19 protein-coding genes are annotated in these 20,949 nt (G+C 67.1%); 4 read left to right on the forward strand and 15 right to left on the reverse strand.

What is annotated here, in order from left to right; translation table 11 throughout:
- Positions 1–9: 9 nt before the first annotated feature.
- The 8 genes from UC35_RS18575 to UC35_RS18610 form a co-directional block, all read right to left on the reverse strand.
- Positions 10–417, reverse strand: coding sequence for a DUF3574 domain-containing protein (locus UC35_RS18575; RefSeq protein WP_061502313.1), 408 nt, complete (start codon positions 415–417; stop codon positions 10–12).
- Between the two features lie 2 nt (positions 418–419).
- Positions 420–1,295: a carbohydrate ABC transporter permease gene (locus UC35_RS18580; RefSeq protein ID WP_061502315.1), complete on the reverse strand. Its 876-nt coding sequence runs from the start codon at positions 1,293–1,295 to the stop codon at positions 420–422.
- An 8-nt stretch (positions 1,296–1,303) separates the two neighbouring features.
- On the reverse strand, positions 1,304–2,203 hold the full coding sequence (locus tag UC35_RS18585; protein ID WP_061502317.1) for a carbohydrate ABC transporter permease: 900 nt from the start codon (positions 2,201–2,203) through the stop codon (positions 1,304–1,306).
- Between the two features lie 100 nt (positions 2,204–2,303).
- The gene (locus UC35_RS18590) at positions 2,304–3,632 is read right to left on the reverse strand and encodes an ABC transporter substrate-binding protein (protein ID WP_061502319.1); all 1,329 of its coding nucleotides are present in this window, start codon (positions 3,630–3,632) and stop codon (positions 2,304–2,306) included.
- 45 nt (positions 3,633–3,677) lie between these two features.
- A complete protein-coding gene (locus UC35_RS18595; protein ID WP_415752686.1) occupies positions 3,678–4,820 on the reverse strand; it encodes an ABC transporter ATP-binding protein in 1,143 nt (380 codons plus the stop codon).
- A gap of 57 nt (positions 4,821–4,877) precedes the next feature.
- Entirely contained in the window at positions 4,878–5,372 is a 495-nt protein-coding gene (locus UC35_RS18600) for a hypothetical protein (RefSeq protein WP_061502322.1), read from the reverse strand.
- On the reverse strand, positions 5,369–6,922 hold the full coding sequence (locus tag UC35_RS18605) for a TRAP transporter large permease (RefSeq protein ID WP_061502324.1): 1,554 nt from the start codon (positions 6,920–6,922) through the stop codon (positions 5,369–5,371). Before UC35_RS18605 ends, UC35_RS18600 begins: the two co-directional genes overlap by 4 nt.
- 53 nt (positions 6,923–6,975) lie before the next feature.
- Positions 6,976–7,515: a TRAP transporter small permease subunit gene (locus tag UC35_RS18610; RefSeq protein WP_061502325.1), complete on the reverse strand. Its 540-nt coding sequence runs from the start codon at positions 7,513–7,515 to the stop codon at positions 6,976–6,978.
- Between the two features lie 217 nt (positions 7,516–7,732).
- Here UC35_RS18610 and UC35_RS18615 point away from each other — a divergent pair, with 217 nt between their 5' ends.
- Entirely contained in the window at positions 7,733–8,905 is a 1,173-nt protein-coding gene (locus tag UC35_RS18615; protein WP_227820378.1) for an SUMF1/EgtB/PvdO family nonheme iron enzyme, read from the forward strand.
- 37 nt (positions 8,906–8,942) lie between these two features.
- Here UC35_RS18615 and UC35_RS18620 read toward each other — a convergent pair whose 3' ends face one another.
- From UC35_RS18620 to UC35_RS18635, 4 genes are all read right to left on the reverse strand, one after another.
- Entirely contained in the window at positions 8,943–10,040 is a 1,098-nt protein-coding gene (locus UC35_RS18620; RefSeq protein ID WP_061503929.1) for a substrate-binding domain-containing protein, read from the reverse strand.
- 121 nt (positions 10,041–10,161) lie between these two features.
- Positions 10,162–10,977, reverse strand: coding sequence for an extracellular solute-binding protein (locus UC35_RS18625; RefSeq protein WP_061502328.1), 816 nt, complete (start codon positions 10,975–10,977; stop codon positions 10,162–10,164).
- Positions 10,974–11,672: a phosphate ABC transporter ATP-binding protein gene (locus UC35_RS18630; protein WP_061502329.1), complete on the reverse strand. Its 699-nt coding sequence runs from the start codon at positions 11,670–11,672 to the stop codon at positions 10,974–10,976. Before UC35_RS18630 ends, UC35_RS18625 begins: the two co-directional genes overlap by 4 nt.
- A gap of 49 nt (positions 11,673–11,721) precedes the next feature.
- Complete coding sequence (locus UC35_RS18635; protein WP_061502331.1) at positions 11,722–12,456, reverse strand: ABC transporter permease; 735 nt, start codon at positions 12,454–12,456, stop codon at positions 11,722–11,724.
- A 254-nt stretch (positions 12,457–12,710) separates the two neighbouring features.
- On the opposite strand from UC35_RS18635, the gene UC35_RS18640 reads away from it, so the two are divergent.
- Positions 12,711–13,520: a substrate-binding domain-containing protein gene (locus tag UC35_RS18640; RefSeq protein WP_061502334.1), complete on the forward strand. Its 810-nt coding sequence runs from the start codon at positions 12,711–12,713 to the stop codon at positions 13,518–13,520.
- Positions 13,521–13,540: 20 nt separating this feature from the next.
- On the opposite strand, the gene UC35_RS18645 is transcribed toward UC35_RS18640, so the two are convergent.
- From UC35_RS18645 to UC35_RS18655, 3 genes are read right to left on the reverse strand one after another with little or no spacing between them, the layout of a single operon-like run.
- Positions 13,541–14,851 (reverse strand): TRAP transporter large permease, encoded by a 1,311-nt coding sequence (locus UC35_RS18645; protein ID WP_061502335.1) that lies wholly within the window; start codon positions 14,849–14,851, stop codon positions 13,541–13,543.
- Between the two features lie 12 nt (positions 14,852–14,863).
- A complete protein-coding gene (locus UC35_RS18650) occupies positions 14,864–15,397 on the reverse strand; it encodes a TRAP transporter small permease (protein WP_061502337.1) in 534 nt (177 codons plus the stop codon).
- A 10-nt stretch (positions 15,398–15,407) separates the two neighbouring features.
- A complete protein-coding gene (locus tag UC35_RS18655; RefSeq protein WP_061502339.1) occupies positions 15,408–16,379 on the reverse strand; it encodes a TRAP transporter substrate-binding protein in 972 nt (323 codons plus the stop codon).
- A 71-nt stretch (positions 16,380–16,450) separates the two neighbouring features.
- Between UC35_RS18655 and UC35_RS18660 the strand changes: the two genes are divergently transcribed.
- Together UC35_RS18660 and UC35_RS18665 are read left to right on the forward strand one after the other, a co-directional pair.
- Complete coding sequence (locus UC35_RS18660; protein WP_227820379.1) at positions 16,451–17,176, forward strand: aspartate/glutamate racemase family protein; 726 nt, start codon at positions 16,451–16,453, stop codon at positions 17,174–17,176.
- A gap of 46 nt (positions 17,177–17,222) precedes the next feature.
- A complete protein-coding gene (locus UC35_RS18665; protein WP_061502342.1) occupies positions 17,223–20,927 on the forward strand; it encodes a hydantoinase B/oxoprolinase family protein in 3,705 nt (1,234 codons plus the stop codon).
- Positions 20,928–20,949: the final 22 nt, after the last annotated feature.

Raw genomic sequence — 20,949 nt, forward strand, 5'->3', positions numbered from 1 at the left:
CAGACCCGGCTAGAGCGACGTGCAGGCGTGGCTCCTGGTGCGCAGCACGGCCTCCTGGTCGAAGCGCGACTTGTAGTCGGCCATGACGGCCCGCACCGCGGCGTCGGCCGCAGTATCGTCCGCGTGCACCAGGGTCAGGACCCAGGCGCCTTCCGTCACGATGCCGCCGCCCCGGCCCTGCCACTGCCCCGAGGCCGGCCAGTGCGTCAGCCCCTGCGGGAAGCGCGGCGTCACGGACTGGCCCAGGAACTCGGCCCATTGGTCGGCCGTGACGGTGCCGCCGGAAGGCCGGGCGGTCCCGAAGTACAGCTGATCGATCACCGACCGGGACTCTCCGGCCGTGCAGACGGGCGCCGCAGGCGCGGCGCAGGCACCGACGACGCAGGCCATCGCGAAGGCGAGGGCGCGGCGCGCCACGCCTACTCCTTCACCGACCCGGTCATCCCAGAAACGTAGTACTCGACAAAGAACGAATAGATGATGGCGACCGGGATCGAGCCGAGTAGCGCGCCGGCCATGAGCGAGCCCCAGTGATAGACGTCGCCTTCGACCAGTTCGGTCACCACGCCGACCGGAACGGTCTTGATCTCGCTGGAAGAGACGAATGTCAGGGCGTAGATGAACTCGTTCCACGACAGCGTGAAGGCGAAGATGCCGGCCGAGATCAGGCCGGGCACGGCCAGCGGCAGCACGATTCGCGTGAGGATCTGCCAGCGGGTGGCGCCGTCGATCAGCGCGCATTCCTCCAGCTCCTGCGGGATGGTGCGGAAGTACCCCATCAGCAGCCAGGTGCAGAAGGGGATCAGAAAGGTGGGGTAGGTGAGCATCAGCGCCAGCCGCGAGTCGAATACACCGAGCTGGAACACCACGGAGGCCAGCGGGATGAACAGGATTGAGGGCGGCACCAGGTAGGCGAGGAAGATGGCCAGGCCGACATGGCGCGCGCCCGAAAAGCGCAGGCGCTCGATTGCATAGGCGGCGAACACCGAAGCGGCCAGCGAGGCGAAGGTGGACACCACCGAGACCAGCAGCGTGTTCCACATCCATTGTGGATACGAGGTCTCGAACAGGAGCTTGTTGATGTGGGCCAGCGTCGGCGAATTCACCCAGAAGGGATTGCCTTCACGCGACAGCAGTTCGTTGTTCGGCTTGAAGGAGGTGATCGCCATCCAGTAGAAGGGGAACAGCAGCACGAACAGGAATCCGCCCAACGGCAGGTACACCGTCAGCGCCTTGCGCAGGGGCGACTCCAGGTAGCCCATGCCGGCCGGATTGATGTGGGTGTCGTCGCTCATGGGGAGTGTCAGTCCTTCCCACCTTGCTGCCAGGCCCGCCGCTGCAGGCCGAAGTAGCTGAACATGATGGCCGCCAGCAGGAAGGGCACCATGGCGATTGCAATCGCCGCGCCTTCGCCCAGGGCGCCGCCCGAAATGGCGCGCTGGAACGAGAGCGTGGCCATCAGGTGCGTGGCATTGAGCGGACCGCCGCGCGTGAGCACGTAGATCAACTGGAAATCGGTGAAGGTGAAGAGCACCGAAAAGGTCATCACCACTGCGATGATGGGCGTGAGCAGCGGCAACGTCACATAGCGGAACTGCTGCCAGGGCGTGGCACCATCGATGGCCGAGGCTTCGTAATACGAGGGCGAGATCGTCTGCAGGCCGGCCAGCAGCGTGATCGCGACGAAGGGCACGCCGCGCCAGACGTTGGCGACGATGGTGGAGATGCGCGCGTTCCAGGGCTCGCCCAGGAAGTCGATGTAGCGGTCGATCAAGCCCAGCTTGACGAGCACCCAGCTGATGATGGAGAACTGCGAGTCGTAGATCCACCAGAAGGCGATGGCCGACAGGGCCGTGGGCACGATGTAGGGCAGCAGGATCACCGCCCGGAAGAAGGACTTCAGGCGGATATTGCGGTTCAGGAGCAGTGCGAGCCACAGCCCAAACACGAACTTCAGCACGCTGGCCACCACGGTGTAGAACAGGGTGTTGAAGAGGGCCAGGCGGGTGACCGAATCGCCCCACAGGAACTCGTAGTTCTCCAGGCCGACCCACTCGCCACCGCGGCCGACCTTGGCGTCGGTGAAACCGAGCCACACCCCCAGGCCGAGCGGGTAGGTAAGGAACAGCAGCAACAGCACCGCCGCGGGCAGCATGAATAGCAGGCCCAGGGCATTGCGGTTGTTCTGCAGTCTCTCCAGCACGCCCGGCGTGGGGCTGGTCGCACCAAGTTGACCGTCACCGGCGGCAAGTCCGGTGGCGGTCGAACGCGGGCGCGAGTTCAACGGCACCTCAGGTGTCCGTTCAGACCTTGTAGTAGCGCTCGGCGCGCTTCTGCGCGCGCTCCATCGCCTCCTTGGGCGTCTTGGAGCCGCTGATGGCCTCGGCCACCATGTCCTGGACGATGAAGTCGGCAAGCGCGCCGGCGGACGCATAGCCCAGTCGCCCCGCATAACCAGCCGGCCGCAGGTTCTTCACGGAATCGCGGTAAGCCATGTGCTTGGGGTCGACTGTCCACACGGAGTTCTTCTCGTACGCGCGCAGCGGCTGCGAGATGTAGCCCCCGGCAGCCTGCATCCAGCCGCCGAACTGCTCTTCCTCCATCATGAAGCGAAGGAATTCCTTGGCCGCCTGCGGGTACTTGGTGTACTTCATGACCATCTGGTTGAAGAACAGGTGGTACTCGGTCGGCTGGCCGACGGGCCCGACCGGGAACGGTGCGTGGTTGATGTCTGCCGCCATCTCCTTGATCTTCGGGTCCTGCGAATTCTTCGCCGCGTAGTAGATCGAGATGCCGTTGTTGGTGATGCTGATCTGGCTGTCGAGGAAGGCCTTGTTGTTGTTCGGATCGAGCCATGACAGCGTTCCCGGAACGAAGTTCGGATACAGCTCCTTGCCGTACTCCAGCGCCTTCAGCGTCTCGGGGCTGTCGATGGTGACCTTGTTGTTCTTGTCGACCAATGCACCGCCGAATGCCCAAATGAGCCACTGCGTCCATCCGCAGTCGCCGGTGGCGTGTCCCAGCGCCATTCCGCCGGGGGTGCCTTTTTCCTTCAGCGCCTTGAACATCCTGAGGAAACCGTCGGTATCGCGCGGAACCGCGTTGAATCCGGCCGCCTTCAGCATGCTATCGCGGTAGACGATCATGCTGCCCGTGCCGCCGAGCGGCACGCCGATCCACTTCTTGCCGTCGGGCCTGAGGAACGCTTCGCAGGCCGGATACCAGCCGCCGTACTTCTTGCCGAGGTAGTCGCACAGATCGGTCATGTCGACCAGCTTGTCGGGATAGAGGTTCGCGTCGTCGTTGGTGGACAGGATGATGTCCGCCCCCGCGCCCGTGTTGGCCGCCACCGCGGCCTTGGGACGCACGTCCTCCCAGCTCTCGTTGTCGACGCGCACCTCGATGCCTGTCTTCTCGGTGAACTTCTTGACGTTGGCCATGTAGGCGTCGATGTCGCCCTGCACGAAGCGGCTCCAGCGCAGCACGCGCAGCTTGGCGCCTTTCTCCGGCTTCAACTGCAGGGTCTGCGCATGAATGGCGGGCGCGAACACGGTCGCGCCGGTGCCCAGCGTCGCGGCCGCGGCGACACTGGCGGAACCTTCAAGGAACTTGCGGCGGTTGAAATCACTCATGGCTGCTCTCTCCTAGGGTTGGTCAAGCTGGGATTTCGATGCGGATCAAGCTGGAATTCGTTGCCCCGTTTCGGCGTCGAACAGGTGCGCGCGTCGGTGATCGGGCACCAGGTGCACGATGGTGCCGGGCGAGAAGTCGTGGCGCTCGCGGAACACTGCGGAAAGGTCCATGCCCGCATGCCGGCAGGCGATGAAGGTGTCCATGCCGGTGGGTTCCATCACCACCACTTCGGCCGGGATGCCGCCGTTGCCGGACAGCGAGAGGTGCTCGGGCCGGGTGCCGAACACGACCGAACGGCCGTCGGCCGCCGACGAGGCCGGGGAGGGCAGGAGCGTGCCGTCCTTCAGTTCCACACAGGCCGCGCCGTTCTCGTGGCGCACGGTGCCCGGCAGGAAATTCATGGCCGGCGAGCCGATGAAGCCGGCCACGAACTGGTTGGCCGGGTGGTCGTACAGCTCCAGGGGGCTGCCGGTCTGCTCGATGCGGCCGTCGCGCATCACCACGATCTGGTCGCCCATGGTCATGGCCTCGATCTGGTCGTGCGTGACGTAGATCGAGGTGGTCTTCAGCCGCTGGTGTAATTCCTTGATCTCGCTGCGCATGGCAACGCGCAACTTGGCATCCAGGTTCGACAGCGGCTCGTCGAACAGGAACACCTGCGGGTCGCGCACGATCGCGCGGCCCATGGCGACGCGCTGGCGCTGCCCGCCCGAAAGCTGCCTCGGATAACGGTCGAGCAGCGCATCCAGCGCCAGGATCTCGGCGGCGCGCCTGACCTTGGTTTCGATGGTCGCCTTGTCGGCTTTGGCAAGGTTGAGCGAGAAGGCCATATTGTCGCGCACCGTCATGTGCGGGTAGAGCGCGTAGTTCTGAAACACCATCGCGATGTCCCGCGCCTTGGGCGGCATGTCGTTGACCACCTTGTCGCCGATTCGGATCTCGCCGCCGGTGATCTGCTCCAGCCCCGCGATCATGCGCAGCAGGGTGGACTTGCCACAGCCGGAAGGGCCCACCAGCACGGTGAACGAACCGTCGGGGATGTCGATGTCCACGCCGTGCAGGATCGGCACCTGGCCGAAGCTTTTCTTCACTGAGTGGATCGTGACGCTTGCCATGGCTTGCCAGCTGTTCCCGTCATGCGAAATGGGCGACGAAGCAGTTTCCGCCCCGCCTCCGTCCGGCAGCATCGGGTCTAACCACTACGGGTGTACCCCACGCGAGTGCGATGGGGTGGGCGCCTCGCCTCAGCGCCGGTGGAATGCCGCCAGTTCGCCCGCGAGCCGCTCGAACTCGCGCAGCAGCGCCGGGTCCGCGGCATAGAAAACTATCAGCTTACCTGCGAGCGTGCGGGCATACAGGCGCGGCGCCACCAGCCATTCGAGCCCGCGCACGCGGACCAGCCGGACATGCGCGAGTTCGCGCATCGCCATGTGCTTCTGCCACACCCAGCTTTGGTGCAGTCCATCGGCATCGATGCGCGTGCGGCTGCGCAGGATCCACCACCAGAAGCAGGCCAGCATGGCCAGCGCGGCAAGGAACCAGGAGAAGATGGACACCGCGCCGCCCGTGGCCTTGCCGCTCAACCATAGGACGCCCATCCATCCGCCCATGCCGAACACGATGGCTGTGGCCAGCAGCTTGAAGGTGCGTGAAAAAGCGGGCCCCTCGATCGAGGGGCCCGCCTGCGGGGTGAAGCGGAAGGGCTCGGGCCCCAGCGCTTCGACGGCGGTGTCGCTCACTTTTTGTTGAAGAGCTCGTCGATCTTCTTTTGCTCGTCTTCCGCAGCCTTGTCGGCGGCGGCGGGATCGGCCGGCTTGAGCGGATCGGAGGCGTCATTGGCTGGCTCCGGGGCCGCGGGCGCTTCCAGCTGCGGTTCGGCCGGCATCTCGATCTTGACCTTGTCGATGTCGATCTTCTCCTCCTTGTCGAGGAAGACGGTGACCGTCTGCGGCACGAAGATCACGACCGCCACCAGCAGCACCTGCATCAGCACCCAGGGAATCGAGCCCATGTAGATGTCGCTGGACAGCACGGGCTTTTCGATGCGCTTTTCCTTGAACAGCGTGTCCGCGATGCCGCGCAGGTAGAACAGCGCGAAGCCGAACGGCGGGTGCATGAAGGAGGTCTGCATGTTCACGCACAGCAGCACCCCGAACCACACCAGGTCGATACCCATCTTCTCGGCCACCGGCCCCAGCATGGGCAGGATGATGAAGGCGATCTCGAAGAAGTCGAGGAAGAACGCCAGGAAGAAGATGAAGATGTTCACCACGATCAGGAAGCCGATCTGGCCGCCCGGCAGGCCGGTGAGCATGTGCTCGACCCACCTGGCGCCGTCGACGCCCTGGAACACCATGGAAAACACGCGCGATCCGATCAGGATGAACACCACCATGGCCGTCAGGCGCATGGTGCCCACCATGGCCTGCCAGCACAGGTCCCAGGTCAGGCGACGATGGATGGCGGCCAGGACGAGGGCGCCCACGCAGCCCATGGCGCCGGCTTCGGTCGGCGTGGCGATCGCCGACTTCATGAAGGGGAGGCCGCCCATGGAGCCCAGCACCGCGAAGATCAGGACCGCCGAGGGGATGATGCCGCGCAGGCACTTCAACCACAGTTGGGCGCCGCTCATGGTGCGGGCTTCTTTGGGGATGCCGGGCACGTGGTGGGGCTTGATCATCCCCAGCATGAAGGTGTAGACGGCGAAGATCAGCACCTGCAGGATGGACGGACCCCAGGCGCCCTTGTACATGTCGCCCACCGAGCGGCCGAGCTGGTCGGCCATCACCACCAGCACCAGCGAAGGCGGCACGAGCTGGGTGATGGTGCCCGAGGCGGCGAGCACCCCGGTCGTGTAGCGCATGTTGTAGCCGTAGCGGATCATCACCGGCATGGAGATCAGCGCCATGGCGATGACCTGCCCGGCCACCGTGCCGGTGATCGCGCCCAGGATGAAGCCCACGATGATCACCGAGTAGCCCAGGCCGCCGCGCACCGTGCCGAACAGCTGGCCCATGGAGTCGAGCATGTCCTCGGCCAGGCCGCACTTCTCCAGGATCGCACCCATGAAGGTGAAGAAGGGGATGGCCAGCAGCAGGTCGTTGGACAGGATGCCGAACACGTTCAGCGGCAGGTTGGCCATGAAGCTGGCCGGGAACCAGCCCATCTCGATGGCGAAAAAGCCGCAGGCCAGGCCCAGTGCCGCGAGCGAGAACGCGACCGGGAAGCCGATCAGCATGATGAACACGAGGGCGCCGAACATGAACGGCGCGAAGTTTTCCATTTGCATGGTGAGGTCCGTGATTCTTGTAGTAGTAGGGGCGACGGCGAGGCGTGGACGCCTTACTGAACCGGCTTCTCGTAGTGGGTGTCCATCTTGTAGATGCCCATGAGGTAGCAGATGCGCTTGACGATCTCCGACAGGCCCTGCAGGACCATCAGCCCGAAGCCAAGGGGCAGCAGCATCATCGCGGGCCAGCGGATCAGGCCGCCGGCATTGTTGGACATCTCGTGCGTGAGGTACATCTTCACCAGCAGCGGCCAGGACAGCCAGGCCAGCAGGACCATCACCGGCATGAGGAAGAAGATCAGCCCGAACAGGTCGACATAGACCGGGGCGTTGCCTTTGAGCTTGCCGTAGATCAGGTCGACGCGCACGTGTTCGTTCAGGCGCAGCACGACGGGTGCGCCGAGCATGACGATGCCGGCGAACAGGTACCACTGGATTTCGAGCCAGCCGTTGGAGCTGATGTCCAGCATGTAGCGCACCAGGGCATTGCCGGCCGAGATCAGCGCCGTCAGAAGCACCGCCAGGGCCGCAACCCGGCCGAGCCGTTCGCTGATCCAGTCCACGGCGAGCGATAGTTTCAGGAGTGCCGACATCGAAAGTCTCCAAACAGATAATGCGAACGCGGTAAGCCCGGCTGTCCGGGCGAATTCTTAGATAGTACGACCTTGGCCACCGCAGAAGGTCTGGCAAGCCCGGGGCGCACCCGGGACAATCAGCGCGATGCCCCTCGACTCTTCTTCAGCGGATTCTGTGCCGCTGGGCCGCAATGATATTCGCGCGGCGGGCCGCGAGCTCCTATCGCTGGCCCTGATGGATGCGCGAAACCACACTTTGCGGCTGCTGGCGGTGTTCGAGCAGGCGGCGGCCCAGGGGCAGCAGTTCCCCTGCCGCGAAGACGTGGAGCTGCCGCTGTGGGTGGCCGGCCACGTGGCCTGGCAGTCCGAATACTGGATCGGCCGCAATCCGCAGCACGGGCGCGGGGCTGCCTGCCCCGCGGACGGCCTGCGGCTCGCCTCCATCGAGCCCCGGGCGGACGACTGGTTCAACCCGGCGCTGGCGCCCCACGACGCGCGCTGGCAGCTCGGGCTGCCCGGCTACGAGGAGGTGCGTGCCTACATGCTGGCGACCCTGGAGGGCACGCTGGAACTGCTGGACAAGGCGGCCGAGGACGACCCGGGGCTGTACTTCTTCCGGGTCGCCCTGCTGCACGAGGACCTGCGGTGCGAGCAGCTGGTCACGCTGGCGCAGACCCTGGGTGTGGCGCTGCCGCTCGCCCTGCCCGTGGGCATGCAGGCGCGCGAGCCGCTGCAGGTGCCGGCGGCCGACTGGAGCCTGGGCGCGGCGCCTGGTGGGTTTGCGCTCGACGTCGAGAAGTGGGCCCACGAGGTCCCGGTGCCCGAATTCGAGATCGACGCCCAGCCCGTTCACTGGGGCCAGTTCGTGGAGTTCGTGGGCGACGGCGGCTATGACCGCGTGGAGCTGTGGCACCCGGACGGCTGGCAGTGGCTCATGGAGCAGGCGGCGCGCGAGGGGCGGCGCGGCCCGCGGCATGTGGAGCAGATCGGCGGTGCCGGCGGGGCGGTCCTGCAGTCCGTCTTCGGCAGGCCCGCCCGGATGGCGGCTAGCCAATGCGTCATGCATGTGAGCTGGTGGGAGGCCGATGCCTACGCGCGCTGGAGCGGCCGGCGCCTGCCCACCGAAGTGGAGTGGGACATGGCGGCGCAGGTCGCGGCGCGCCGGGGCTTCCGCTGGGGCGAGGTGCGCGAGTGGACCGCCGGGACCCTGCGGCCCTGGCCGGGATTCGAACCCGACGCATGGACCGCGCACACCGAGCTGGAGGCGCAGCCGCTGTTCGGGCAGGCGCGGGTGCAGCGCGGCGCCTCCTTCGCCACCCCGCCGCGCCTGCGCGACAGCCGGCTGCGGCGCTTCGCTCTGCCACACCGGGACGATGCTTTCGTCGGTTTCCGGACCTGTTCCTTCTGACGGGGCTGCCTGGGGCCTGACTGGGGGCTGACTGGGGCTAGCCGGCCTTGGGACGCCTGAACTGCCACCAGGGCAACTGGGCGCGCAGGCTCAGGACTTGTCCGCTTTGCATGGGCTCGTAGCCCGGCAGGGCGGAAAGCGCGTGCCGCCAGGCCGGGCTCTGCAGCAGCGCCAGCAGCGTCTGGATGGCGGGCTCCTGCAGCGCGTCTTTCAGGCACACGAGGTAGTAGTCCTCCCAGAGCAGCGGAACGAAATCGAGCCCGCGGGCCTGGGCGGCCGGCTCGATCGCCAGCCCGGCATCGGCCGCGCCCGACGCCACGGCCTGCGCGACCGCGGCGTGCGAGGGCTCCGAGCTTGCGTAGCCGGCGATGGCGGAGGGCTGGAGGCCAGCTTCCGCCAGCAGTTCGTCGAACAGCACCCGGGTGCCGGTGCCGATCGCGCGATTGACGAAGCGGGCGCCCTTGGCCGCGAGGTCCTGCACCGAGGACAGGCCGAGGGGATTGCCCGCCGCCACGATCAAGCCCTGGCGGCGCCGGGCAAAGCCGATCAGCTTGTGGCGGCCGGTGCGCAGCAGCGGCCGGTAGGTTCGCTGCGCCACCGATCCGGGCGCGCGTTCCGGCGGCACGTGGAAGCCCGCCATCACGCAGCGGCCCTGGTTCAGGGCCGCGATGGCATCGACGCTGCCGCAGAAGCGGATGTCCAGGTGCAGGCGCGAGAGCGACCCCAGCTCGCGCAGGGCGGTGAGCGCCTCGTCATGGCTGGCAAACAGGGTGAGCACATGCGCGCCTTCGTCGAAGGCCACGGCGAAGGTGCGTTCCAGGTCGGCGTGCAGCGCCTCGATCTGCGGCGCCAGTCGCGCCTGCGCCTGCTGCTCGGCCCACAGCAGCTTGTCGCCGAACTCGGACAGCCGGGCGGGCTGGCCCTTGTCCCAGATCACCAGCGGCATGCCGAGCTCCTCCTCCCAGCGCTTGAGCTCGCCCCAGACATGGCGGTAGGACAGGCCGAGCGCCTTGGCCGCGGCCGAGATCGAGCCCTGCTCACGCAGGGCGGCGAGCAGGTTGATCAGCGCATTGCGGATCTGCTGGGGCCGCTTGCCGTTGCCCGTGAACGAATACGAGAGTTCGACTTTGCGCACGTGCCTGAGTATGGCGCAGCTGTGCAGCCGTCGCAGCAACTGCGGCGGAATCCTCAGCCTGCGGCCGCCGTCGGCGCGCCCATGACCATCAACAGACCGGCGCCGGCAAGTGCCAACCGGCTCATTTGGCGGCGGTGTTCGGGAAGAACAACTGCTCGCCGCCGATCTTGTAGGCGGCGATGGCGTCCTGGCCCGCCGGCGAGACGACCCAGTCCACGAACTGCTGCGCCTCTTTCACCTTCACATGGGGATGCTTCTGCGGGCTCACGGCCATGACGCCGTACTGGTTGAACAGCCTGGTGTCGCCTTCCACCAGCACCGCCAGGCCGCCCCGGTTCTTGAAGGACAGCCAGGTGCCGCGATCGGTCAGGACGTAGGCGTTGCTCGAGCTGCCGATGTTGAGCGCCGGGCCCATCCCGCAGCCGCATTCCTTGTAGCCGCTGCCCTTCGTGCTGGCCAGGCCGGCCTGGTTCCAGTAGCGCAATTCGGCGGCGTGCGTGCCGCTCTTGTCGCCGCGCGAGATGAAGGGCGCGTTGGCGGCGGAGATCTTCTTCAGGGCCGCGATGATGTCCTTGCCCTTGGCGCGGGCCGGGTCGGCTTGGGGTCCCACGACGACGAAGTCGTTGTACATGACTGGGTAGCGATTGGCCGCGTAGCCCTCGGCGACGAACTTCTCCTCCGCGGCCTGGTCGTGGACGAAGAGCACGTCGGCGTCGCCGCGGCGCGCCATGTCGATGGCCTGCCCGGTGCCAACGGCCACCACCTTCACGTCGATGCCGGTGGCCTTCTTGAATTCGGGCAGCAGGTGCCCGAACAGGCCCGACTGCTCGGTCGATGTGGTGGACGCCATGGTGATGGCCGTTTGCGCCACGGCGGCGCCTGCGCAGGCGAATTGCGCGGCGACAGCCAATACGGCAAACAGGTTCTTCAACTTCATCCAAGTTCCCCTTTGACAAACAGTTCGGCCTCGCGCGAGGTGGCACCCAGCGGACCCTCGAAGAAGTCATGCACCGGCAGATCGGCCAGCAGGCGGCCCTGCTGCAGGTACACCACCCGCGTGGCCAGGCGCTTGACCTGGCCGAGGTTGTGGCTGGCGAAGACCAGGGTCATGCCGGCGGCAGCGAACTGCTCCATGAATGCCTCGACGTCGCGTTTGGCATGCGGGTCGAGGCTGGAGGTCGGCTCGTCGAGCAGGAGCATCGCCGGGTCCAGTCCCCACGCGCGTGCAAGCGCCAGGCGCTGCTGCTGCCCCCCGGAGAGCGCGCGGGCGCTGCGCTGGGCCATTTCGAGCAGCCCGACGCGCGCCAGCGCCGGCAGCGCCTGCTCGCGCGCCTCGCGCCAGCGCACGCCGCGGATCCAGAGCGCCAGCGCCACGTTGTTCTGCGCGGACGACGCCAGCATGAAGGGCCGCTGGAACACCATGGCCTGGCGGGTGGCCGGGTCGCGCAGCAGCAATCCCGCTGCCGGCCGCACCAGCCCGTGCAGCACACGCAGCAGCGTGCTCTTGCCGCTGCCGTTGGCGCCGATCAAGGCGACGCGTTCGCCCGGCGCGATCCGCAGGTTCACCTGGGTCAGCGCGTGCACGTGGCCGAACGACACGTCCACGTTCTTGAGTTGCAGCAGCGCGCTCATGGCTGAGCTCCGCCCGCGTGGACTGCGGCGCCGCCAGCCGTCGGGATGTTCACGCCGGCGCTCCTTCGATCGCGGCCGGGCGATCGCCGACCGAGCCGCGCCAGCGCGCCAGCAAGGCGATCGCGGCATTGAGCAGCAGCACGACGCCCAGCAGCACGATGCCCAGGGCCAACGCGAGCGCCAGGTCGCCCTTGGAGGTTTCCAGCGCGATGGCGGTGGTCATGACGCGCGTGAAGCCCTCGATGTTGCCGCCGACGACCATCACCGCGCCCACTTCGGACACGGCGCGGCCGAAGCAGGCGATCAGCACCGTGAGCAGGGCGAAGCGCTGGTCGAACGCCAGGATGGCGCTGCGCAGCCACGGCCCGGCACCGAGCGACTGCAGTTGCTCGCCGTGCGAGCGCTCCACGTCCTCGACCACCTGGCGGGTGAGCGCGGTACATACCGGCAGCACCAGCACCGCCTGGGCCACCACCATGGCCTTGAAGGAGAACAGCCACCCCAGGAAGCCCAGTGGCCCCGAGCGCGACAGCAGCAGGTAGACGATGAGCCCGACCACCACCGAGGGCAGGGCCAGGAAGGTGTTCAGGAAGGTCAGCACCGCGCCGCGGCCGCTGAACCGGGCCACGCCCAGCCAGGCGCCCAGAAGGACGCCCAGTGCGCAGGCGATCAATGTGGCGCTGGCGCTGACAGCGAGGGAGCGGGCCACGATGGACCACAGCACCGGGTCGGCGCCGCCGATCAGGCCGAACGCGGTGACAGCACTCTCGGAAAACGTGCTCATTGGAAACAGATGCTAGCGAAGCGCACCCGTTTTCCAGCCCCGTGCTTGCGAGCTATGAAGCGACGTGCATACGGACTTTCGTCACTGGCGCGCGCGGCCGGGCGTGCGCCGGCCACGATCAGCCCGCCCGGCTCGCGCCCGGGGGCCTGCCTGGCGCAAGGCAGGGGCGCGGGCAGTCCGGTTGCAGGCTTTGGTCGGCCGTGCGATGCTGGCGCACCCCCGATGGTCGAGTTGATCGGCACAGGAGAGATGGCTTGAAGTTGCGTTTGTTCCCGCTCGCGCTGCTCTTGGCCGCCACATTGCCGGCGCATGCCGCATCGATCACGATGGCATCCACGACCTCCACCGACCAGTCGGGCCTGTTCGGCCACCTGCTGCCCCAGTTCACCCAGGCCACCGGCATCGAGGTGAGGGTGCTGGCCGTGGGCACCGGCGAGGCCATCGCCATCGGCCACCGCGGCGAAGCCGATGTGCTGTTCGTGCACGATCCGGCGGCCGAGGCGAAATTCGTTGCCGAAGGCGGCGCCACGAAGCGCAACCTGGTCATGTACAACGATTTTGTCCTGGTGGGCCCGAGGAGCGATCCGGCCGGCGCCAAGGGCGCGGACATTGTCCAGGCGCTCAGGAAGGTAGCCGCCGCCAACGCGCCTTTTGTCTCGCGGGGCGACAGGAGCGGCACCCATGCCGCCGAGTTGCGCTATTGGGCGCAGCTTGCGCCCTCGCGGGTCAAGGGCGGCGGCTACCTGGAATGCAATTGCGACATGGGCAAGGCGCTCAGCATGGCCAATTCCTCCGACGCCTACGTGCTGGCCGATCGCGGAACCTGGCTGAGTTTTGGGAACAGGGGCAAGCTGGCGGTCCTGGTCGAGGGCGACACGCGATTGTTCAACCAGTACGGCGTGATGGTGGTAAATCCGGCGAAGCACCCGCAGGTGAGGGCCGCCGAGGCGCAGAAGTTCGTCGACTGGGTCACCTCGCCCGCGGGACAGGCCGCAATTGCCGCGTACAAGATCCGCGGCCAGCAGCTGTTCTTCCCGAACGCGGCCAACGGATCCCGGAACTAGGGCCTGTTAACAGGCCCTAGCTATTTTTCCTTGCCCATCACCAGGTCCGGCAGGATCGTCACGATCTGCGGGAACACGGTGATCAGCACGATGGCGACCACCAGGCAGGCGAAGAAGGGGATGGCGGCCCGGGCGATGGTGTTGCTGTCCTTGCCCGTCATGTTCTGCAGCACGAACAGGTTGAAGCCGACCGGCGGCGTGACCTCGGCGATCTCGACCAGCAGCACGACGAAGATGCCGAACCAGACCAGGTCGAACCCGGCCTTCTGGATCATGGGCAGCACCACGGCGCTGGTCAGCACGATCATGCTGATGCCGTCCAGCGCGGTGCCCAGGATCAGGTAGACCAGCGTCAGCACCGCGATCAGTACATAGGGCGACAGGTGCATCGAATCGACCCAGATCGCCAGTTCGCGCGGGATGCCGGTGAAGGCCATGGTCTTGGTGAGGAACGCGGCGCCGGCCAGGATGAACATGATCATGCAGCTGGTGCGCGTCGTGCCCATCAGGCCTTCCCAGAAGTTGCGCCAGGTCAGCGACTTGCTCCACCAGGCCAGGGCCAGTGCTCCCACCACCCCGTAAGCTGCGCACTCGGTGGCGGTCGCGTAGCCGGAAATGAGCACCCAGACGATGAAGATGATCAGCGCGCCGCAGGGGATCAGGTTGCCCGAGCGGCGGATCTTCTCCATGAAGCTCGTTGGGGGGTCGGCGGCGGGCACCCGCTCAGGATGACGCAGGCTCCACCAGATGATGTAGCCGGAGAACAGCGCCATCAGCAGGAAGCCCGGCAGGAAGCCGGCCAGGAAGATGCGGATGATGGAGGCATCGGCCGCCACCGCGTAGACCACCATGGTGATGGAAGGCGGAATCAGGATGCCGAGCGTCCCGGCGGTGGCGAGCGAACCGAGCGTGATCCGCTCGTCATAGCCCCGCCGGTTCAGTTCCGGCAGCGCCACCTTGGAGATGGTCGCGCAGGTCGCCGCTGAAGAGCCCGACACCGAACCGAAGATGCCGCAGCCCAGGATGGTGGTGTGCATCAGGCGGCCGGGGATGCGGTTGAGCCAGGGCCGCAGGCCCTCGAACATCTCCTCCGACAGCTTGCTGCGAAACAGGATCTCGCCCATCCAGATGAACAGCGGCAGCGCCGCCAGTTCCCACGAGGCGTTGGATTCCCAGAACGAGGAGAACAGGTTGTTGCCGGGCGTGGTGCTGGTGAAGAAGGCCTGGCCGACCCAGCCGCAGATCGCCAGCGTCATCGCGATCCAGACGCCGCCGGACAGCAGCAGCATCATGATCAGGAGGAGCAGGCCGCCGACGAACAGGATGTCCATGATGAGGGGCCCCTAGACGTCGGAAGAGAAGTCGCCGTGGGCGTGCCGCTCTTCGACGGCGGCCACATAACTGGGCTTGCCGCCGCGCAGCACGATCACGAGCTCGTCGACCACCGCCACGAACAGCAGCAGCGACCCCAGGGCGAAGCTGGCCTGCGGGATCCAGATCGGGATCGGCAGCAGGCCCTGCGCGACTTCCTTGAAGACCCAGCTGTCGTAGGTGAACTTGTTGGCCCACCAGCTGAGGTAGCCCACCGCTACCGCCCCGATCGCCAGCGCCGTGATCTCCAGGGCGCGCCGCGTGCGCTCGCCAACGTGCTCCAGCAGCAGCGTGACGCGCACGAAGTCGCCATGCTTGAACGCATGCGCCATGGCGAAGAACGAGGCGGCGGCGCAGAACCAGGCCACCACGTCATTGACCGCGCCGGTGCGCACCTGGAACTCGCGCAGGATGCTTTGCGCGATCATCAGCACGCAGATGAGAGCTACGAAAACGGCGCCAATGGCGCCGGATGCGTAGTACAGGCGGTCGAGGAAGCGCCGCACGTCGGGCCCGTTATTTCTGGCCGCGGAAGTTCTTGATCAGGGCGGCACCATCGGCGCCGGCCTTCTTTTCCCAGTCGGCCAGCATGATCGCGCCCACCTGCTGGAGGTCAGCCATCAGCTTGGGCGCGGGCTTCACGATCTTCATGCCTTTCTCGGCCAGTGCCTTCTTGTACCACTCGTTCTTTTCTTCGCTCAGCTTCCAGCCGCGGTTCTCGGCTTCCGCGGCGGCCTTGAGCACCGCCTCCTGCGTGGGCTTGTCCAGCGCGTCGAAGGCCTTCTGGTTCACGATCACGGCGTTTTTGGGGAGCCACGCCTGGGTGTCGTACCACTGCTTGATGCTCTCGTAGGTCTTGGAGTCGTAACCGGTGGAGCCCGAGCTCATGTAGCTGTTGACCACGCCGGTGGCCAGCGCCTGCGACAGTTCGGCGGCCTGGACGGTCACCGGCTGGGCGCCGACCAGTTCCGCGATCTTGGCCGTCGCCGGGCTGTAGGCGCGCCACTTCAGGCCTCGCATGTCAGCGACCGAGGTGAGCTCCTTGTTCGCATAGATCCCCTGCGGCGGCCAGGCCACGGTGTAGAGCAGCTTCATGCCCTGGGCGGCCAGCAGCTTGTCGAGGAGGGGCTTCTGCGCGGCGGCCAGCTTGCGCGAATCGGCATAGCTGGTGGCCAGGAAGGGGATGCCGTCGACCCCGTAGATCGGGTTCTCGTTCTCGAAGTTGACCAGCAGCACCTCGCCGATCGGCGCCTGCCCGCTTTGCACCGCGCGCTTGATTTCATTGGCCTTGAACAGGGACGCATTGGCGTGCACGGTGATCTTGAGCTTGCCGCCGGTCGCCTTGTCCACCTCGCCGGCGAACTGCGACAGGTTCTCCGTATGGAAGTTGGTCGCGGGATAGGCCGCCGGCAGGTCCCACTTGGTCTGGGCGAACGCGCCCGTCGCCACGGTGAGGGCGGTGGTGGCCAGGAAGTGTTTGAGTTTCATGGTCTCTCCGGGAGAATGGGCCGATGGATGATGGGCCGAGAATAAATGCAAGTGCCGCGCCGGCGCCATACGTGTTTCCATCCAGACCGGCGGCGTTTCTGGGCGTGCTGACGCTGGACACGCGCTTTCCGCGTCTCCCGGGCGACATCGGCAATCCCGCGTCTTTTCCGGTGCCCACGCTCACGCGCGTGGTGCGGGGCGCAGGCCCCCGCGACGCGGTGCAGGGCGCCGCCGGCCAGCGCGCGGCCGGGCTGTTCGAGCCCTTCCGTGCCGCGATGCACCAGCTGGAGCTTGAAGGTGCGGCCGCCATCACGACGAGTTGCGGCTTCCTGGTGCTCCTGCAGCAGCGCCTGCAGGCCGCCGCCCGGGTGCCGGTGGTGAGCTCCAGCCTGATGCTGCTGCCGGGGCTGCTGGAAGAGCAGCGGCAGGTCGGGGTGCTGACCATCAGCGCCGAGCACCTGGGCGAGGAGTTCCTGGAAGCGGCGGGCGTGCCGGCGTCCCGGCTGGCGGACGTCGCGGTCGAGGGGGTCGAGCCGGGGGGCGCCTTCGCCCGCACCTTCCTGGGAAACGAGCCCCGCATCGACATCGTCGCCGCCGCGACCGATGTCCTCGCCGCAGCGCAGCGCCTGAAGCTGCGTGCGCCGCAGCTGACCGACCTGGTGCTGGAATGCACCAACATGCCGCCCTACGCGCGGCTCATCGAGCGTGCGACCGGCCTGCGCACCTGGTCGCTGCTGCAGTCGCCGGCCCTGTTGGCGCCCTTCAAGGGTAGCCACCTGCCGCGCGAGAAGAGGTAAAACGGACGCGGATCCGCGCTTGACATTCGAATCCACCGAAAACCTTATGCAGGAAACAACGACTTCTCCTTCCGGCCGCTGGCAGTTCTGGATCGACCGCGGCGGAACCTTCACCGACGTCGTGGCCAAGCGGCCGGACGGCACGCTGGTCACGCACAAGCTGCTGTCGGACAACCCTGAGCAGTACCGCGATGCCGCGGTTGCGGGCATCCGCCATCTGTTGGACCTGAAGCCGGGCGAGCCGGTGACCCCCGACCGGGTCGAGTGCGTGAAGATGGGAACGACGGTGGCCACCAACGCCCTGCTCGAACGCAAGGGCGAGCCGACCGTGCTGGTGACGACGCTCGGCTTCCGCGACGCGCTGCGCATCGCCTACCAGAACCGCCCGCGCCTGTTCGACCGGCACATCGTGCTGCCCGAACTGCTGTACCAGACCGTGATCGAAGCGCAGGAACGCGTCGGGGCCACCGGCGAGGTCATCCAGGCGCTGGACCAGCCGTCGCTGCGCGGCGAGCTGCAGGCCGCGTACGACCGGGGCCTTCGCAGCGTCGCGATCGTGTTCATGCATGGCTACCGCTACAGCGAGCACGAGAAGCTGGCCGCAGCCATCGCGCGGGAGCTGGGCTACACGCAGGTGAGCACCTCGCACGAGACCAGCCCGATGATGAAGTTCGTGAGCCGCGGCGACACCACGGTGGTCGATGCCTACCTGTCGCCAATCCTGCGCCGCTACGTGGAGCAGGTGGCCGGTGAAATGCCGGGCGTGAAGCTGTTCTTCATGCAGTCTTCCGGCGGGCTCACGGATGCCCATGCCTTCCAGGGCAAGGACGCGATCCTGTCCGGCCCCGCGGGCGGCATCGTCGGCATGGCGCGCACCGCGCAGCTGGGCGGCCACGCCAAGGTGATCGGCTTCGACATGGGCGGCACCTCGACCGACGTGTCGCACTACGCCGGCGAGTTCGAGCGCGAGTTCGAGACGCAGGTTGCCGGCGTGCGCATGCGCGCGCCCATGATGAGCATCCACACGGTGGCGGCGGGCGGCGGCTCCATCCTCGGCTTCGACGGCTCGCGCTTCCGGGTAGGGCCCGAGAGCGCGGGGGCCAACCCCGGGCCGGCCAGCTACCGGCGCCAGGGCCCGCTGGCGGTGACCGACGCGAACGTGATGGTCGGCAAGATCCAGCCGCGCTACTTTCCCAGGGTGTTCGGCCCGAAGGCCGACGAGGCGCTGTCGTCCGACATCGTGCAATCGAAGTTCGGCGAGCTCGCGGCCCGGACCGGCCGCAGCGCGGAAGCGGTCGCCGAGGGCTTCATCAACATCGCCGTGCAGCAGATGGCCAACGCGATCAAGAAGATCTCGGTGGCGCGCGGCTACGACGTCACCCGCTACACGCTGCAGTGCTTCGGCGGTGCCGGCGGCCAGCATGCCTGCCTGGTGGCCGATGCACTCGGCATGAGCCGCGTGTTCGTGCACCCGCTGGCCGGGGTGCTGTCGGCCTACGGCATGGGCCTGGCGGACCAGAACGTGATCCGCGAGGAAGCGATCGAACTGCCGCTGGACCCGCGCTCGCTGCCGCTGATCGCCGAACGGCTGGCCGCGCTGGGCGCCACGGCAGAGGCCGAGCTCGGGAAGCAGCAAGCCAACCCGGGGGCGGCCACCGTGCACCAGCGTGTCCACGTCCGCTACCAGGGCAGCGACTCGGCGCTGGTCGTGCCCTTCGGCGATCTCCCGGCCATCGTCGCGAATTTCGAAGCCGCGTACCGCCAGCGCTTCGCTTTCCTGATGCAGGGCAAGGGAATGATGGTCGAGGCCGTTTCGGTCGAGGCCGTGCTTGCCGGCGATGCGCCGGTCGAGCCGCGGCAGCAGATGCATCCGGTGCGCGAGGTGCCGCGCCGCGAAACCGTGCGCATGTACTCGGGCGGAGAGTGGCACGAGGCGGCGCTGGTGGTGCGCGAGGACCTGCGCGCCGGCGACATCATCCCGGGGCCGGCGATCATCGCCGAGAAGAACGCGACCACCGTCGTTGAGCCCGGCTGGGAAGCGCAGCTCACGGCGCTGGACCACATCGTGCTGGACCGCCGTGTCCCGCGTGCACAGCGCTTTGCGGCGGGCACGCGCGTAGACCCCGTGCTGCTGGAGGTGTTCAACAACCTGTTCATGAACATCGCCGAGCAGATGGGCCTGCAACTGCAGAACACCGCCTACTCGGTGAACATCAAGGAGCGGCTGGACTTTTCCTGCGCCCTGTTCGACCAGGAGGGCAACCTGATCGCCAACGCGCCCCACATGCCGGTGCACCTGGGTTCGATGGGCGAAAGCATCAAGACGGTGATCCGCGAGAACGCGGGCCGCATGTCACCGGGCGACGTGTACGTGCTCAATGACCCCTATCACGGCGGAACGCACTTGCCGGACGTCACCGTCATCACGCCGGTGTATTTGCTTAAGGGGCGCCCCCTCCCCAACCCTCCCCCGGCGGGGGAGGGGGCTCAGGGATCCGGGGATGCTCTACCTCCCCTTCCGGGGGAGGGCGGGGGTGGGGGCGCTGCGGCCCAGGAACGTCCCCTGTTCTACGTCGGTTCGCGCGGCCACCATGCCGACATCGGCGGCACCACGCCCGGCTCGATGCCGCCCTTCTCGACGCTGATCGAGGAGGAGGGCGTGCAGATCAACAACGTCAAACTGGTGGACCGCGGTGAGCTTCGCGAGCAGGAGATGCTGGAGCTGCTGCGAAGCGGTAAACACCCCTCGCGCAATCCCGGGCAGAACCTGGCCGACCTCAAGGCACAGATCGCGGCCAACGAGAAAGGCGTGCAGGAGCTGCGCAAGATGGTCGAGCAGTTCGGCCTGGACGTCGTGCAGGCCTACATGAAGCATGTGCAGGACAACGCCGAGGAATCGGTGCGCCGCGTGATCACGAAGCTGAAGGACAGCCGGTTCACGCTGCCGCTGGACAACGGCGCGCAGATCGAGGTGGGGATCCGCGTCGACGCCGCCAATCGCAGCGCCGAGATCGACTTCACCGGGACGTCGGAGCAGCAGCTCAACAACTTCAATGCGCCGACGGCGGTGTGCATGGCGGCGGTGCTGTACGTGTTCCGCACGCTGGTGGACGACGAGATCCCGCTGAACGCCGGCTGCCTCAAGCCGCTGAAGGTCATCATCCCGCCCGGCTCCATGCTCAACCCGAATCCGCCCGCGTCGGTGGTCGCCGGCAACGTGGAAACGTCGATGTGCATCACCAACGCCCTCTATGGCGCGCTGGGCGTGATGGCCGCCAGCCAGTGCACGATGAACAACTTCACCTTCGGCAATGAACGCCACCAGTATTACGAGACCATCTCGGGCGGCAGCGGCGCGGGCGATGGCTTCGACGGCACCAGCGTCGTGCAGGCGCACATGACGAACTCGCGCCTGACCGACCCCGAGGTGCTGGAGTTCCGCTTCCCGGTGCGCCTGGAGAGCTACCAGATCCGAAAAGGGTCGGGCGGCGCCGGGCAGTGGAAGGGCGGCGACGGCGGCGTGCGCCGGGTGCGCTTCCTCGAGGCCATGACCGCGAGCATCCTGTCCAACGGCCGCAAGCACGGCGCCTTCGGCATGGCCGGTGGCCGGCCCGGCCTGGTGGGTGTCAACCGCGTTGTGCGCGCCAATGGCTCCGAAGAGCAGCTCGGGCACATCGGCCAGGCCGAGATGAAGCCGGGCGACATCTTCGAGGTCCACACGCCCGGCGGGGGTGGATTCGGGAAGCCCTGAGGGGGAACGCGAATGAAAAAGC

It is taken from the genome of Ramlibacter tataouinensis (genome assembly GCF_001580455.1).
In the GTDB taxonomy this organism is placed as follows: Bacteria; Pseudomonadota; Gammaproteobacteria; order Burkholderiales; family Burkholderiaceae_C; genus Ramlibacter; species Ramlibacter tataouinensis_B.